The sequence below is a fragment of the Mucilaginibacter lacusdianchii genome, from assembly GCF_009770985.1.
Taxonomy (GTDB): Bacteria; Bacteroidota; Bacteroidia; order Sphingobacteriales; family Sphingobacteriaceae; genus Mucilaginibacter; species Mucilaginibacter lacusdianchii.
On sequence record NZ_WSRW01000002.1, the window covers coordinates 220,922 to 236,993 of the forward strand.

General features: G+C 41.7%; 11 protein-coding genes. 4 read left to right on the forward strand and 7 right to left on the reverse strand.

Annotated features, from left to right (window positions below):
* Window positions 1–3: 3 nt before the first annotated feature.
* From GPM24_RS07975 to GPM24_RS07995, 5 genes are all read right to left on the reverse strand, one after another.
* Complete coding sequence (locus tag GPM24_RS07975; RefSeq protein ID WP_158826237.1) at window positions 4–2,421, reverse strand: ABC transporter permease; 2,418 nt, start codon at window positions 2,419–2,421, stop codon at window positions 4–6.
* A gap of 38 nt (window positions 2,422–2,459) precedes the next feature.
* Window positions 2,460–4,883 carry an ABC transporter permease gene (locus GPM24_RS07980; protein ID WP_158826238.1) on the reverse strand — a complete coding sequence of 808 codons (2,424 nt, stop codon included), beginning with the start codon at window positions 4,881–4,883 and terminating at the stop codon, window positions 2,460–2,462.
* 51 nt (window positions 4,884–4,934) lie between these two features.
* On the reverse strand, window positions 4,935–5,444 hold the full coding sequence (locus tag GPM24_RS07985; RefSeq protein WP_158826239.1) for a hypothetical protein: 510 nt from the start codon (window positions 5,442–5,444) through the stop codon (window positions 4,935–4,937).
* A 124-nt stretch (window positions 5,445–5,568) separates the two neighbouring features.
* On the reverse strand, window positions 5,569–6,246 hold the full coding sequence (locus GPM24_RS07990; protein WP_158826240.1) for an ABC transporter ATP-binding protein: 678 nt from the start codon (window positions 6,244–6,246) through the stop codon (window positions 5,569–5,571).
* Window positions 6,247–6,333: 87 nt separating this feature from the next.
* The gene (locus tag GPM24_RS07995; protein WP_158826241.1) at window positions 6,334–7,587 is read right to left on the reverse strand and encodes an efflux RND transporter periplasmic adaptor subunit; all 1,254 of its coding nucleotides are present in this window, start codon (window positions 7,585–7,587) and stop codon (window positions 6,334–6,336) included.
* 302 nt (window positions 7,588–7,889) lie between these two features.
* On the opposite strand from GPM24_RS07995, the gene GPM24_RS08000 reads away from it, so the two are divergent.
* The 4 genes from GPM24_RS08000 to GPM24_RS08015 all read left to right on the forward strand — a co-directional run bounded on the left by GPM24_RS08000 (window position 7,890) and on the right by GPM24_RS08015 (window position 13,351).
* Window positions 7,890–9,248: a sigma-54-dependent transcriptional regulator gene (locus GPM24_RS08000; RefSeq protein WP_158826242.1), complete on the forward strand. Its 1,359-nt coding sequence runs from the start codon at window positions 7,890–7,892 to the stop codon at window positions 9,246–9,248.
* A complete protein-coding gene (locus GPM24_RS08005) occupies window positions 9,238–10,584 on the forward strand; it encodes a sensor histidine kinase (protein WP_158826243.1) in 1,347 nt (448 codons plus the stop codon). The genes GPM24_RS08000 and GPM24_RS08005 overlap by 11 nt, the downstream gene beginning before the upstream one ends.
* 171 nt (window positions 10,585–10,755) lie before the next feature.
* The gene (gene htpG / locus GPM24_RS08010; protein ID WP_158826244.1) at window positions 10,756–12,642 is read left to right on the forward strand and encodes a molecular chaperone HtpG; all 1,887 of its coding nucleotides are present in this window, start codon (window positions 10,756–10,758) and stop codon (window positions 12,640–12,642) included.
* A gap of 145 nt (window positions 12,643–12,787) precedes the next feature.
* On the forward strand, window positions 12,788–13,351 hold the full coding sequence (locus GPM24_RS08015; protein WP_158826245.1) for a DUF4251 domain-containing protein: 564 nt from the start codon (window positions 12,788–12,790) through the stop codon (window positions 13,349–13,351).
* 47 nt (window positions 13,352–13,398) lie between these two features.
* Here the strand turns inward: GPM24_RS08015 and GPM24_RS08020 are convergent, their stop codons facing one another.
* Window positions 13,399–15,717, reverse strand: a complete 2,319-nt coding sequence (locus tag GPM24_RS08020) for an FdhF/YdeP family oxidoreductase (RefSeq protein ID WP_158826246.1) — start codon at window positions 15,715–15,717, stop codon at window positions 13,399–13,401.
* Window positions 15,710–16,069 (reverse strand): DUF7009 family protein, encoded by a 360-nt coding sequence (locus GPM24_RS08025; RefSeq protein WP_158826247.1) that lies wholly within the window; start codon window positions 16,067–16,069, stop codon window positions 15,710–15,712. The genes GPM24_RS08020 and GPM24_RS08025 overlap by 8 nt, the downstream gene beginning before the upstream one ends.
* Between the last annotated feature and the right edge of the window lie 3 nt (window positions 16,070–16,072).

The window sequence follows — 16,072 nt, forward strand, 5'->3', positions numbered from 1 at the left end:
TTATTACTCGCTTCGTAAACTTTTAATTGGGTTAGCCATTGCCGCTTTAACAGATTGAAAACTAACCGTAATTGAAGCGATGAAAATAGCTGTGCATCCCGACAGCGCATATACCCACCATGATATGTTTATGCGATAGGCAAATTCCTGCAGCCATTGGTGCATGGCCCACCAAGCCAGCGGTGTAGCCAGCACAATGGCAATTACCACTAATTTGATAAAATCTTTTGATAGCAGTGCTACTATTACTGATACCTCGGCTCCCAATACTTTACGTATACCTATTTCCTTAGTACGTTGTTCGGCCGCGTAGGCAGCCAGGCCAAATAGCCCCAAACAAGCGATAGTTATGGCCAAGATTGTAAATGTTAAAAATATTTTTCCAACCTGTTGTTCGGTGCGGTAGAGTTTATCAAATTCGGCATCCATAAAGGCATATTCGAATTGTGCAGACGATAAGGATTTCCATTTTTGCTGAATATTGGTTAACAAAGCCGGTAAGTTGGCTGTGTTGATACGAATACTCAAACTGCCTGAATTTTCACTAAGCTGCATTATCACCGGACTTATATTTTCTCTTAGCGAATTGAAATTGAAATCTTTCACCACACCTAATATGCGGTAAGGCTTAAACGTCGGATTAACTCCTCCTGATGAGCGGTATATGGTTTTATTAATAGGATTGATAAGCCCTAAAAACTTTACTGCAGTTTGGTTTAGAATAACACCGGACGAATCCATTGACATACGATTGGAAAAATTACGCCCTGCTATAATTTTCATCCCTAGTGTGCTTACATAATCCTCATCTACACTCCAAACCTGTGGAAATAATGATTGCTTCGGATCAGCCACTGCCTCTTTGTAAAAGATGGCGGTGTTGCGGGCGCTTGCAACCGGTAAAAATGCAGTTAAAGTAGCGTTTACCACGCCAGGCATAGCTCTCAGCTCTTGTTTTAATACTTTGGCTTGGTTTCCCAGTTCAAATGCGTTATGTATAATTAAAACCTGATTGCGGTTGTATCCCAAATCTCTGTTTTGTACATATTGAAGCTGTTTAAATACAACCAGTGTACCTGTAATTAAAAACACCGATATAAAGAACTGAAATGTCACCAAAGCGTTACGCAGTTTGCTGGATTGGAACCCGCCTGACAGCTTACCCTTAAGCACATCAACAGGCCTGAATGATGACAGAAAAAATGCAGGATAAGCACCTGATAGTAAGCCAACAACCATAATCGAAATTAAAACGGCCGGTACTAACCACTGCAGTGTACCTACTGTAACGGCAAGGCTTTTTCCGGAAAGCTGGTTAAATACCGGAAGTAATAGCGCGGCTGCTGCTAAGGCAATTAGAGTGGCAATAAACACAATTAAAACAGATTCGCTCAAAAACTGAAAAACCAGCTGTTTACGGGCCGAACCAAGCACCTTACGTACACCAACTTCTCGCGAGCGGTTAGCTGAACGTGCGGTTGACAGGTTTATAAAGTTTAAACAGGCTACTACCAGTATAAATATAGCGATGATGGAGAAGAAATAAACGTATTGTACTGTACCATTTACACCCAGTTCGCCCGTCATGTTCGAGTGCAGGTGTATATCGGTTAAGGGTATCAAATTTAACTTAAAATAACTGCCGCCTTTTTCAAATGCATCATAACTCATTTTTAATTCGCTTTGCATTTGCAAACCACTATACTTTTTCAACAATTGTGAAAATTGGGCTTCCAGCTTCTTTGAGCCAGATTTATCATGGAACAATACATAGGTATTGTAATCGCTTCTTAACCATTCATCCGAGTAACTATTAGGATAACTGGACATAGACACTAAAAAGTTTGCCTTAAAATGTGATGTTGCCGGCATATCATTCATTACGCCAGTAATCAAAAGACTTACATTGTTGTCAGCCAGCAGGCTTTCGCCCACAACATTGGTTCTGCCAAAGTATTTCTTAGCAGCCGTTTTGGTAAGTACAACCGTATTCGGCTTTGCTAACGCATGGTGCGCATCGCCGTATATCAGCGGCAGCGTAAACACATCGAATACAGAGGCATCTGCAAACAGTACATCGTACTCTAAAAAGGTTTCAGTTCCTTTTTTGAAATGAGACGATGTCCTTTTAAACCGTACTACGTTCTCAACTTCCGGATAGTCACTTTTTAGGGTTTGCGCCAAAGGCGCCATACATACCGCATATTGCACTTTATTATCACCAAGTTTCAGATCTTCATTTACACGGTAAATTCTGCTGGCTTTGATGTTATAACGGTCATAACTTAATTCATCAACCACATAAAAAACAATAAGCAAAAAAGCAGTAACTCCTAAAGCCAGGCCGAGTATATTTATAAGGGTAAAGCTTTTGTTTTTTAATAGCCCCCTAAACGCTATCTTGAAATAGTTTTTTAACATAAGCTAATGTGTTACAGTTAATTGGATTGATATACCGCTTACTCGCTTCGTAAGCTTTTGATTGGATTTGATACTGCCGCCTTAATAGATTGAAAACTGATAGTAACAAAGGCGACCAACATAGCCAACAACGCCGCTGCAGCAAATACCCACCAATGCAAAACCACACGATAGGCAAAGCTTTGCAACCAGTTATGCATCAGCCACCATGCAATTGGAAAAGCAATTACCGCAGCAAGCAACACCAGCTTCACAAAATCGCTTGAAAGCATCATCACAATACGAGGTACGCTAGCGCCCAAAACTTTGCGGATTCCAATTTCTTTGTTACGTTGCATAACAATCATGATTGAGATGGCCAGCAAGCCAATGCACGAAATAATGATGGCGATGACCGCACCGCTTACAAAAATACCAGACAGGCGCTTTTCGGCGCGGTACTGCCGCTCAGTATTTTCGTTGAGCCATGAACCCTGAAATTCAGTGTTAGGTAAAAGAGCATGCCAACTTTGTTTAATACGATCATAAGCCTGTATCAAGCTGCCTGGTTTTACCTTTACATAAATGTAGTTAATGGAATATTCTTTATTCATGGTTAGCGTTAACGGCGCAATATCCTCATGCAGGGAGCGGAAGTTGTAATTTTTCACAATGCCGATAATCTGCGTCTTTTCTCCGTTATCATACATCGGCAAATACGTTCCAACCAAATTTTTACCGCCTAGTTGAGTAGCCATAGCCTCATTAATTACCACTGCTGTTGTATCTCCGGCATACGCTCTCGAAAAATCACGTCCTTCCAGTAATTTGATATCCAGTGTTTTCAAATATTCGTAATCTACCCTTTCAATGTGGGTGCGCACCTCTGTGTCTTTGTAGTTAAAACCTTGAATGGATGTACGCATAGACCCATCTGTGCCACGGCCAAAATTCATGTAAGCGCCTGTTACCGATACCACGTCAGGGTTGTCGCTTAATTTGTTACGCATTAGGCTAAGCACGTTCAAACCAATTTCGTTGTGTCCGGTGGGTATACTCAGCACTTCCGTTTTGTTAAATCCCAGCGGCTTATTTTGCAGAAACTGAATTTGCTGCCAGGTAACGATGGTACATATAATAAGCAGCGTTGATAAAGAAAATTGCACTACCAGCAAAGTATTGCGCAGCTTACCCGGTTTATTATTTAAAACAGCACCTTTAAGCACACTCACGGTTTTATAGCGCATCATTATCAAAGCGGGATAAAAGCCGGCTATAACAGTGATGATAATGAAAAGCAATAATGCACCGATTAATTGTGTGGGTTGCAGTAGCATTCCCATGCTTACCTGGCTTTTGAAAATGGCTTTAAACTGTGGCATAGCTACAGCTGCTAAAAGGGTTCCCAACACAGTTGCAGCAAAACACACCATAACCGTTTCCATCCAAAACTGTACAAGTAGCTGCCATTTACCGGCTCCTAGCGTTTTGCGAACGCCAACCTCGCGCGCGCGGGTGAATGCACGAGCTACTGATAAATTAATAAAATTAATACAGGCGATGACCAATATAAATAACCCGATGGCTGCCAGGCTTATAACATAAATTTTGCTTATCGGACTACCTTCTACCCCGCCCATGTTTACGTTAAAATGGTTGTTGGCAAAATTGGTAAGCTTAAGCGAGTATATATTTCCTTCAGCATCTGGTTTGGCACCATCCCTTTTCAAAAGATCAATATTTTGGGCGAAATGCTTTTTTACAAACGGCTGCAACCGTTTGGTAAAGGTTGATGGATCAAAACCTTCCTTCATTTGCACATATACCAAATGCGTAGCATTATCCCAATGATCGAGGTCGCGCTGGTAGGTCTCATAATGTTCAAAGCGCATTAATATATCAAACTGGATGCTTGAATTATCTGGGGCAGTTTTAGCTATACCTGTTACCAAAAAGCTGGTTGGCTTATTATCTAAGTTGATTTGAATAGTTTTATTGATTGGATTTTGCTTACCAAATAAGGACTCAGCTGCATTTTCACTAATGACCACATTGTTGATACCAGACAAAGCCGTGTTAGCATTGCCTTGTACAAGTGGAAAGCTGTACATCTTCAAAAAATCTTCATCTACATAATGAATATCTTTGTCCAGCTCTTTATCTCCGTATCTAACTATTGCACCGCTGTTGGCCGAGCGACTGGCAAACTTCACGTCCTGATACTCCGCTTTTAAAGCCGGAGTTAGCGGAACAGGCATAGATGTAGAAGGTTCATCGCCATTTGGCCGGTGAGATACGGCATATACCTGGTATAGATTGGATAAGTTAGTATGAAACCGATCGTAAGAGAATTCATAGTAAACCGTCAGGAAGAGTAAGATACAGCAGGCAACAGCTACCGATAAACCTACCACGTTCATGGCGTTAAACACTTTGCCTTTCCACAAATTCCGCCAAGCGGTTTTAAGATAATTTTTGAACATAAACTTTATGCTTGTCCTCTTGTAAGGAAGTACGAGATTTATTTTAATAAATTACTGTCCGCTGATTTTTACTTGCTCGCTGATACCTAATGAATCGGTAACATGCTTAATCAGCGCGGCCTTTTGTTGTTTACTCATGCCTTTCACGTTGAAAGTTCGGCTATAACTAAACGTCTTATTTTTACTTGTACCGCTAAAGTCCAGGCTCATTACCGCTCCATCATCATTTATGCTGGAGTTAATATGTGCGTTTTTAGCCTCAGCGTTAACACCTGGACGGGTTGGCGGAACGGGTGGCTGAGGCGGCGGTGGCGGATCTTGTATCTGAAGCGAGTCGGCAATCCGCTTAAGCAGTGCATCTTTTTGCGATTGGGTCCAGCCTTTGATGTTATAGCTTTGGTTATAATATACCGATTTTTTACCCGTGGTACCGCTAATATTTACTTGCATAGTGGTGCCGTTATCATGTACGCTTTTATGCAGATTTTGATGAACTTTTTGTTGGGCCTGGGTGGTATAAACCAAACCTGATAGCAATATGATGGTGATGAAATTTTTCATTATAATCTGTGATTTAAATAGCAATCATGTTTTGCCAGAGCTGGTATTTGGGCCTGTGCCAAATTGCACAGGCCTGTTGCAGTTATGATAATGGGTTAGGTTCTGATAATAGTGATGTATATAATTACATCATAATATTTTCCATTACGGTTTGCCCGTCTAAAAGGCGCACAATGCGATGGCTGTAGCGTGCATCATGCTCGGAGTGTGTTACCATAATGATGGTGGTTCCTTGTTCATTCAGGTCGGTTAGCAGTTCCATCACTTCATTACCGTTACTGCTGTCAAGGTTACCGGTGGGCTCATCTGCTAATATCAGTTTTGGTTTATTTACCACCGCCCGTGCAATTGCCACACGCTGCTGCTGTCCGCCCGATAATTGCTGTGGGTAATGGTTACGCCGATGCATAATCTGCATTTTGGTGAGCACCTCTTCTACCCTCGTCTTACGTTCCACAGCACTTACACCTGTGTAAATTAGCGGAAGTTCTACATTTTCAAACACGGTTAGTTCGTCTATCAAATTAAAACTTTGAAACACAAACCCAATGTTATGCTTGCGTAAATCGGCACGTTTGCGTTCATTGAAATGCGCTACTTCAGTGCCGTTAAAAAGATAGCTACCAGCGTCGGGGTCATCTAATAAACCCAATATGTTCAGCAAAGTAGATTTGCCGCAGCCGGACGGCCCCATGATGGCCACAAACTCGCCGGTTTTTATTTCGAGGTTTAATTTATTTAAGGCAACTGTTTCTACCTCTTCGGTACGGTAAAATTTTTCGAGATTAGTTATTTGTATCATATGCCTCCCCACCCCATGTTCAAGGGTTTTATGCTTAATTGTGATTAGTAATTGTATATTGAAATGGCGAAATTGAACCTTATTTAACTACTGCTTTAACACCAGTTCCTGCATATCTGCGTAATTATCATAACTTGACGTTACTACTCGGTCGCCGGGTTTTAAACCTTGCATCACCTCATAATATTCAGGATTTTGGCGGCCCAGTTGCACATCCACACGATAAGCCATTTTGCCGTCATCGCTTAGTTTAAAAATCCAATTGCCGCCAGTTTGCTGATAAAAGCCGCCTTTTGGCACCAATACCGCTTGCGTTTCGTCGCTTAGTGCCAACCTTATTTGCAGGCTCTGTCCTCGTCGGATGTCTTTAGGCATAGGTCCGTCAAACTGCATATCAACCTGAAAGCGGCCGTTTGTTACTTGAGTATACACCTTTTTTATTTTCAGTTTGTATGTTTTATCACCCAAAGTAAAATCGCCCATCAAACCGTTAAATACGCGTGTAATGTAATGTTCGTCTATATCGGCCCGAATTTTAAAACCCGATAACACGTCAATCTGTCCCAAACGTTCGCCTTTATTTTTGTTCTGACCAATCTCGGCATCCATCGACGTTAACTGACCGTCAACCGGCGCGCGCACTACCAAATCGCCTACTTTTTTGCGCATCAAATCCAGCGTACCTTTCATATGAGCGTATGATTCTTTCGACTGGGCATTTTGTTGCTGCGTTGAAGTAGAATCTTGGTTAAGTATCTGGCTGGTTAAACGTTTACGGCGCATAGCATACTGGTAATCGTTTTCGGCTTTCTGATACTCTTGCAAACCAATGGCCTTTTGCTCATACAAACGCTTATCTAGCTTATAAATCCTCTCGGCTTCTTTTAAGGTGCTCTCTACCTCGGCCATTTGGTTTAATTTGCTGATGGTATTTTGGCGGGCGTTATCATGCGATATTTGCATTTGTGTAAGCACGTTAAATACGGCAGTTTCCTGATTGGCCAAGTTCAGCTCTAAATCTGTGTTCGATAGCTTCAGTATAGGATCGCCTTTTTTCATGGTAGCGCCATCTTCCACAAACAACTTCTCTACCCGGCCACCTTCTACAGCATCTAAATAAATGGTAGTAATGGGTAATACAGTTCCGTTTACAGGGATAAACTCTTGAAAGGCTCCTTTTTTAACATCGCTAATGGTAATGCGTTCAACGTCTACATTTAATTTGCTTTTGCCTGATGTGAAATATACGCTGCCCGCCACCAACGCTACCACGGCTGCCACACCGCCTATAGTCATCAGCCGTTTGCTATTCCATTTCTTTTGTTGTATAATTCTATCCACGTTTAAAACTATTTGCTAAAGGATATATAAAGCTTATGCCACAACATAAATAATTAATTATCAGCAAATTATACAACACATATAATATTAGCCGTACGCTTGTATTACAACAACTGTACGGTTATGATACAATATAAATAAGCACTTATCATTTCAATTATATGGAATACAAACACTTACCGCTATGGCTGGCAAATTGCTAGTTTTGGGCAAAGTGCTAACTGACGAAATGTTGGTTATAAGCAGCGTTTTTTATAATTTTAGTAATTGTATATTTAATATAACCTTTCACAGCAGATCCAATGATATTAAAAAAAGCAACTGTGCTGGTTGTTGATGACGACACTGATGTATTGACGGCCGTAAAACTGCTGCTTAAAACAGAGGTACGGGAGATCATCACCGAAAAAAATCCGGAGAATATTAATTCCCTTTTAAACCGCAATCAGGTTGATTTGGTAATGTTGGATATGAACTTTAATAGTGCCATTAATACCGGCAACGAGGGTATATACTGGCTGCGCAAAATTAAAGAATGGAAACCCAACATTTGCGTAATTATGATTACTGCGTATGGTCATATCGATTTAGCAGTGCGCTCGTTAAAAGAAGGTGCTCATGATTTCATTGTAAAACCCTGGCATAATGAAAAGCTTATTGAAACCATTCGTGATTTGCTGGATAAGCAAGAAGGACCAAAACAACCTAAAGTAACTGTAAAAAGCAATGCTGGCAACACTGCCATTTTAGGCGAAGCTGAGGTAATGCAGGACATTTTTTACAAAGTGAATAAAATTGCCCCCACCGATGCCAATATTTTAATTTTAGGCGAGAACGGTACCGGTAAAGATTTAATGGCTAAAGCTATCCACGAGCGTTCGTTACGTGCCAACAAGCCTTTTGTTAAGGTGGATGTGGGCGCTCTTACCGATTCGTTATTTGAAAGCGAATTGTTTGGACACAAAAAGGGTGCTTTTACCGATGCGCGTGAAGATCGCGTTGGCCGAATTGAAGAGGCACACGGCGGCACTTTATTTTTGGATGAAATTGGTAACATCACGTTACAACAACAGGCTAAACTGCTTACTGTATTGCAAAACCGCCAGGTTACCCGATTAGGTACCAACAAGCCTGTTGATGTAGATATACGCCTGATTTGTGCCACCAACGTTCCGCTAATGGAACTGGCCAATGAAAACCGTTTTCGTAAAGATTTGATTTACCGGATTAACACGGTTGAAATTACCATGCCACCACTGCGCAGACGCAGTAACGATATTGTATTGCTGGCCCGGCACTTTGCTAAAGTATATGCTACAAAATACATGAAGTCGGCCGTGGACTTTGACACGTCTGCCGTTCAAAAGCTGAGGCAGTACAGCTTTCCGGGCAATGTACGCGAGCTGCAGTACACCATAGAACGCGCAGTAATAATGGCTGACAACAGCGTATTAGGAGCAGATGATTTGCTATTCTCGTCGCTTGAGAAAAGTGTTGATGAAGCTGTTCCGGCTTTAGACAATGTACCTTTAAGTACTATGGAAAAGAACGCCATTTTAAAAGTTATTGAAAAGCATGGCGGCAATATTACGCGAGCCGCTAAAGAACTTGGCCTTACCCGTACCGCCTTGTACCGCCGATTGAACAAGTATGATATTTAAACGATATAAGTGGCAACTTATCTTACAAGTGCTGATATTATCGGCCTTGTTGTTTGCGCTAAGTTATTTTACATTAAAGCATCAGTACGCTTATGACCTGGTGTTGGTGCCAATAGCTATCTACGTTATTGCAAAACTTATTCGATATTTAAATAAAGTACAGCAAGAAGTTCATGAATTTGCAGAAGCCGTTCATTACCGTGATTTTTCCCGCCATTATGCCGTTAAGACTGCACCGGCCAGCATACAAGAGCTACGTGCCGGCTTCAATGAAATAAATGAAACCTATCAAACCATCAGGCGAGAGCGCGAAACGCAATATCATTATCTGCAAAATATCCTGGAACTGGTAGGAACCGGCATATTATCTTATGAGCAAGAAAGCGGCGACACTGGCTGGATAAACGACGCCTGCAAGCAACTTTTAGAGATCCCCTACCTGCGCAGCATTCACTCGCTCCAATCACGTGATCCATCACTATATGCAGAATTAACTAACCTGAAAGCTGGCAGTAGCAAAGTAGTAACCATCACACAAAACCTACAGCAAATTAAAGTATTGCTAACGGCCAGCTTTATACGCAACGAGGGTAAGCTTTTTAAACTAATAGCTTTTCAAAACGTGAGCAACGCCATGGACGAGTCGGAATCGAACGCATGGCAAAAATTGCTTAATGTAATGACACATGAAATTATGAATTCAGTTGCGCCTATTTCATCACTGGCCGACACCCTAAAAAGCCGACTGCAACAACCCGAAATTGCTGATAGCGTAGTGAGTAGCGAGCTGGAAGATTTAGAGTTGGGCATTGACACGATTAAACGCCGCAGCGATGGTTTGCTTAAGTTTACGCAGAGTTATCGCAGTTTAAACAAGATTACCAAACTGGAGCTTGAAACGATACCAGTTTACAACTTATTTGAAAACCTGAATACTTTGATGCTACCCACTCTTGATAAAAAAAATATTGAGCTGGATATTATTTTGAAAGATATAAATTTAACTATAGAAGCCGATTTAAATTTACTTGAGCAAGTGATGATTAACCTGCTGGTAAACGCCATTGAGGCTGTGAAAGACCGGCAACAGCCGCTAATTACCCTATCGGCCGAAGTACAATCGAACAACAAAACCATTTTAAAGATAGCCGATAATGGCGTTGGTATGCCGCCCGAAATACAGGAGAAAATTTTCATTCCGTTTTTTAGCACCCGTAAAACAGGAAGTGGAATTGGCTTAAGCCTTTGCAAGCAAATTATGCTGATGCATAAAGGTAATATCCAGGTACAGTCTGTAGAAGGAAAAGGAACTGCATTTATTTTGCAATTTTCTTAAGTAAAACAACCGTCTGCCATGCTGAAACAGTGGCGCTACAGAAGCCTTGTTAAGTAGGTATAACCGTCAACCAACTTTGTTAACTGACAATTTGACAAGCTACTGACCTTTGGAACGGGGCTTGTTAAACTAGGTTCAGCAACTAAACATTAATCCTTAAATTAAACACATATGCAAGAAAAAGGAACGATTTCGATTCACACCGAAAACATTTTCCCGATTATTAAGAAATTCCTTTATTCCGATAATGAGATTTTTTTGCGCGAGCTGGTATCCAACGCGGTAGACGCAACGCAAAAAATTAAACGCCTTTCATCTTTAGGCCAATACAACGGCGAATTAGGCAAGTTACAAGTTGAAGTATCTTTTGACGAAACTGCCAAAACCATCACCATATCCGACAATGGCTTGGGTATGACAGCTGATGAGATCAAAAAGTACATTAACCAGATTGCTTTTTCGGGAGCTACAGAGTTCATGGAAAAATTTAAGGAAGCTAAAGATGCCAACGAAATTATTGGTCGCTTCGGCTTAGGCTTCTACTCTGCCTTCATGGTAGCCGATAAGGTAGAAATTCAGACCTTATCTTATCAGGATGGCGCCGAGCCTGCTCGTTGGATCTGTGACGGCAGTACTGAATTTGAAATTACTGAGGGCAACCGCACCACTCGTGGTACCGACATTATTTTATATGTAAACAGCGAGTCTGAAGAATTTGTAAGTCAATACAAGCTTCAGGAAATTTTAGACAAGTACGCTAAATTTTTACCGGTTCCTATTAAGTTTGGTACTAAAACCGAACAAGAGCCAGATGGCGAAGATGAAGAAGGTAAACCTAAATTCCAGTCGGTTGAAGTTGATAACATCATTAACGACACCAACCCTATCTGGACCAAATCACCGTCTGAACTGAAGGATGAGGATTACTTGAACTTCTATAAAGAGCTGTATCCATTCTCAGAAGATCCTTTATTTTGGATTCACTTGAATGTAGATTACCCATTCAACCTGACTGGTGTGCTGTACTTCCCAAAAGTGAAGAACGATTTCGATTTTCAGCGTAACAAAATCAAATTATTCTCTCGCCAGGTATTTATTACCGATGAGGTAAAAGACATTGTTCCTGAATTTTTGATGCTGTTACACGGCGTTATCGATTCACCGGATATTCCATTAAACGTGTCTCGTAGCTTTTTACAGGCCGATAGTAATGTTAAAAAAATTAACACTTACATCACTAAAAAAGTTGCTGATAAATTAAGCGAGTTGTTTAAAGCGGATCGTAAAGCCTATGATGAAAAATGGTCGGACATTGGCTTGTTTGTTAAATATGGCTTTATCAGCGATGACAAGTTCTATGAAAAAGCTAAAGATTTTACTTTGCTGACCAACACCAACAAAGAAACCTTTACACTAAACGAATACAAAGAGAAAGTTGAACCAATACAAACAGATAAAGACGGCCAATTGGTTTACTTATATACCAACGATCCGGCCAAACAGGATGCGTTTATCCAGTCGGCTAATAAAAAAGGATACGATGTATTGTTGATGAACTCGCCTATTGACAATCACTTTATCAGCCATTTTGAGCAAAAGCTAGAGAAAACCTCACTTAAACGTGTGGATGCTGATGTGGCTGATAAACTGATTAAAAAAGACGACGCGCCTGAAACGGTATTAACCGAGGATCAACGCACACAAGTTAAATCGGTTTTTGAAAGTGCCATTACTAAACCAGGCTTTAAAGTAGAACTGGAAAGCTTAAGCCCGGATGAGTTACCGGTAACCGTAACCATGGACGAATTTATGCGCCGTATGAAAGATATGGCAGCCATGGGTGGCAATGGCATGGGCTTTTATGGCAACCTGCCCGATAACTATAAAGTAGTGATTAACGGCAACCATAAATTGATTAGCCGTATCATCGAAACTACCGATACTGCTGCACAATCACAACTGGCTAAACAGGCGTTTGATTTGGCTTTACTTTCGCAAGGCTTATTAACCGGTGCCGAGCTTACCGAGTTTGTAAATCGCAGCGTTAACTTAATATAAGCTATACACTTCTGCTACAAAAAGCCGCCTAAATGTAAGGCGGCTTTTTTATTGAATAAAACATTGATAGTTAAACAAATTACTGTGGTTTGGCATTATAATTCATGAGCGATAAATACGTTTGATATTAAAACAAGTTATAAACATGAAAAGCATAAAATATATACTAACGCTGTTGATAGCTGTGGCTTTTTTTAACGGAAGCGGTTTTGCACAAGACAGTACCAAGGTTGCCCGTAAAGCAGCCAAAGCCGCCGATATTAAGAGACTGATAGACAGCAAACGCTTTATATTTCAGGCACAGTATGCCAACCCACTGGGTGGCGGCGTTACTACATTAAACGGACGTTTAATTAACATTACACCCAACGTAAGCGGTAGCTCCGGCCATGTTTACCTGAACTATAATTATGATGTACGAGTAAGGCCCGACTCTGTAATTGCTTATTTGCCTTACTTTGGCCGCACAACATTTGCCCCTGCTTACAATCCAAGTGATAATGGTGTAAAATTTACCTCAACCAAGTTTGGCTATGATGTAAAAACAACCAAAAAAGGCAATACTGTTATTACCATAACACCGCAAGATGCTGGTTACAACCGCAAAATGACATTTACTATTTCACCACAAGGCAGCGCTACTTTGCAAATGATTATCACCAACCGCGATGCTATCTCATATGATGGGTACATTGCCGAGAAAGACTAACGGTTAACCAAAAAAAAGAGCCACAACATATATGTTGTGGCTCTTTTTTATTGATGATCTGGGTGTGGCTGAATTTTAATCATCACCAGTTTTGTGGTTGGTGTATTACTTTTTATGGCTACGCTATCTATCGGAAACAACACATTAGCTTCTGGATAGTAAGCGGCTACACAGCGTTCGGGAATATCATAAGATACCAGCACAAACAATCTGGCCTTGCGTTCCACACCTTTGTAATGGCTTGATAAATCTACTTTATCTCCGGCTTTGAACCCAGCTTTTTCAATATCGCCTGCATTCATAAACAACACCCGGCGCTCATTATGTATGCCGCGATAACGATCTTCCATTCCATATATGGTAGTATTAAATTGGTCGTGACTGCGAATACTGGTTAACATATACTCGTCTGCCGCCAATTGATGCTTAGGCGTTTCTGAAACGGTGAATTGAACTTTGCCAGGCGTATCATTAAATTCAAACATGCCATGCCGCGGCGGGTTAGGCAGATAGAAACCACCGGGTTTACGTACTCTTTCGTTGTAGTCCTTAAACCCGGGAATCACTTTTTCTATATCATTACGGATATAATCGTAATTAGAGGCAAACAAATCCCAGTTCACTACCGAACGTTTACCCAGTACCGCTTTAGCCAAATTGCACACAATCAGGCTCTCACTCATCATTTGGTCAGATATCGGGTCGAGTACGCCTTTTGACTGTTGTACAACACCCATCGAGTTTTCGCAGCTCACAATCTGCAATTCGCCGTTTATGATATCTCTGTCACTACGGGCTAATGCCGGTAATATTAGCGCCTCTTCACCATGGATGAGATGGCTACGGTTAAGTTTGGTAGAAACATGTACCGAAAGTTTGAGCTTGCGCAACGCCTCGGCAGTATAAACGGTATCTGGTGTGGCTGACAGAAAATTACCTCCCATTGCAAACAACACTTTTAGCTTACCGTCTTGAATTGCTTTGATAGATTCCACTACATCCAACCCATGCTCATACGGTGGCTCGAACCCATAGACTTCTTTAAGCTTGTCCATTTGGCTCTCTTTGGGCTTATCAAAAATGAGCATGGTCCGGTTGCCCTGCACATTACTGTGCCCGCGCACCGGGCACAAGCCAGCACCAGGTTTACCAATAGCGCCTTTTAATAAAGCCAAATTTAAAATTTCGCGGATGGTGGCTACGCCATTGGTATGCTGCGTAATGCCCATGGCCCAGCAAATGATGATGCGACTTTTATGTTTCAGCATATCGGCGGCTTCGCGTACTTGCGCTACTGACACACCCGCTTCTGCAGCAAGCTCTTCCAAATTGCCTTTTGCTATGTGAGCAATGAACTGCTCATAATCATGTGTTTTGGCATTAATAAAGTCATGATCGAACACCTGACCGGGCGTTTCCTGTTCAGCCTGGTACAATAGCAGTTCAATGGCTTGCAATAAAGCAATGTCGCCATTGATTTTAATTTGCAGATACAAATCGGCTAATTGTGTACTGGGACCCAATATGCCTTTTACTGATTGTGGGTTTTTGAATCCCATTAACCCAGCCTCCTTCAGCGGATTAATGGCGATGATTTTACTACCGTTTTGCTTAGCCTTTTCTAAGGCTGTCATCATTCGTGGGTGGTTAGTACCTGGGTTTTGGCCCATAATGATAATGACGTCTGTCTCATAGAAATCGTTTAACGTCACCGTGCCCTTGCCAATACCAATTCCTTCGGCCAGCGCAATACTGGTCGACTCATGGCACATGTTACTGCAATCGGGCATATTATTAGTGCCAAACTCGCGCACAAATAGCTGATATACAAAGGATGCCTCGTTACTGGTTCGGCCGGAGGTATAAAAAGCCGCCTCATTTGGCGATGATAAGCCATTTAAGTGTTCGGCAATTTTGGCAAATGCCCCCTCCCAACTAATGGGCTGGTAATGCGTACCGCCTTGAGGCAGATAAACCGGTTGTGCAATACGACCATGTTTACCAATTTCCATATCGGTTTGATGCGCCAGTTCTGCTACCGAATTTTTAGCAAAAAATTCGCCGGTCAACTTTTTAAGCGTTGCTTCTTCAGCCAATGCTTTTGCCCCATTTTCGCAATATTCCGCAACCGGCGACCGGTCATCATCCGGATCGGGCCAGGCGCAACTGGAACAGTCAAAGCCGGTTTTTTGGTTCATTTTGAACAAAGCGCCTACACCACGGGTAGCACCGGTTTGTTCAAATATGTCGGCCAATGCTGCACCTACAGCAGGCATTCCAGCGGCCCACTTTTTAGGCTCTGTTACTTTTAAATCCAACAATCCTTCCGGATTTTCGGCACTAGGCAGTTCGGTACGCTCACTCATCTTTCTTCTGTGCTAACGGGTTGGGATAATTATCGCTTTGGTCTTCGTCTACATTATCCAGGCAGGTAAAATCTTTTTCCACCAACAGATACAAATCACCATCCTGTGCGTCAAAACCAACTTTATCGGTACTAGTCCATTCGTCGGCAATGGCTTCAGGCACTAATAGTGTAATCAAATTAGTATGCAAGGTTGCTCTAACGAACTCTTCAGAGGTACGTTGTAAAACATAAACCAGCGGCTCCTCGCCTATCACCAGTTTTTCTTTCAATACGCCTTCGTGCGCAAACTGCTCTACTTCCGAGCGGGTTAAACGGTAGCGTAATGAATTGCCTTTGATACGTAGTTTCATAAT

Bases quoted from the DNA above. Each gene is read 5' to 3' on its own strand.
- GPM24_RS07980 (WP_158826238.1), bottom strand. From the start codon at position 4,883: ATGTTCAAAAATTATCTTAAAACCGCTTGGCGGAATTTGTGGAAAGGC.
- GPM24_RS08005 (WP_158826243.1), top strand. From the start codon at position 9,238: ATGATATTTAAACGATATAAGTGGCAACTTATCTTACAAGTGCTGATA.
- GPM24_RS08015 (WP_158826245.1), top strand. From the start codon at position 12,788: ATGAAAAGCATAAAATATATACTAACGCTGTTGATAGCTGTGGCTTTT.
- htpG (WP_158826244.1), top strand. From the start codon at position 10,756: ATGCAAGAAAAAGGAACGATTTCGATTCACACCGAAAACATTTTCCCG.
- GPM24_RS07985 (WP_158826239.1), bottom strand. From the start codon at position 5,444: ATGAAAAATTTCATCACCATCATATTGCTATCAGGTTTGGTTTATACC.
- GPM24_RS08020 (WP_158826246.1), bottom strand. From the start codon at position 15,717: ATGAGTGAGCGTACCGAACTGCCTAGTGCCGAAAATCCGGAAGGATTG.
- GPM24_RS08025 (WP_158826247.1), bottom strand. From the start codon at position 16,069: ATGAAACTACGTATCAAAGGCAATTCATTACGCTACCGTTTAACCCGC.
- GPM24_RS08000 (WP_158826242.1), top strand. From the start codon at position 7,890: ATGATATTAAAAAAAGCAACTGTGCTGGTTGTTGATGACGACACTGAT.
- GPM24_RS07975 (WP_158826237.1), bottom strand. From the start codon at position 2,421: ATGTTAAAAAACTATTTCAAGATAGCGTTTAGGGGGCTATTAAAAAAC.
- GPM24_RS07990 (WP_158826240.1), bottom strand. From the start codon at position 6,246: ATGATACAAATAACTAATCTCGAAAAATTTTACCGTACCGAAGAGGTA.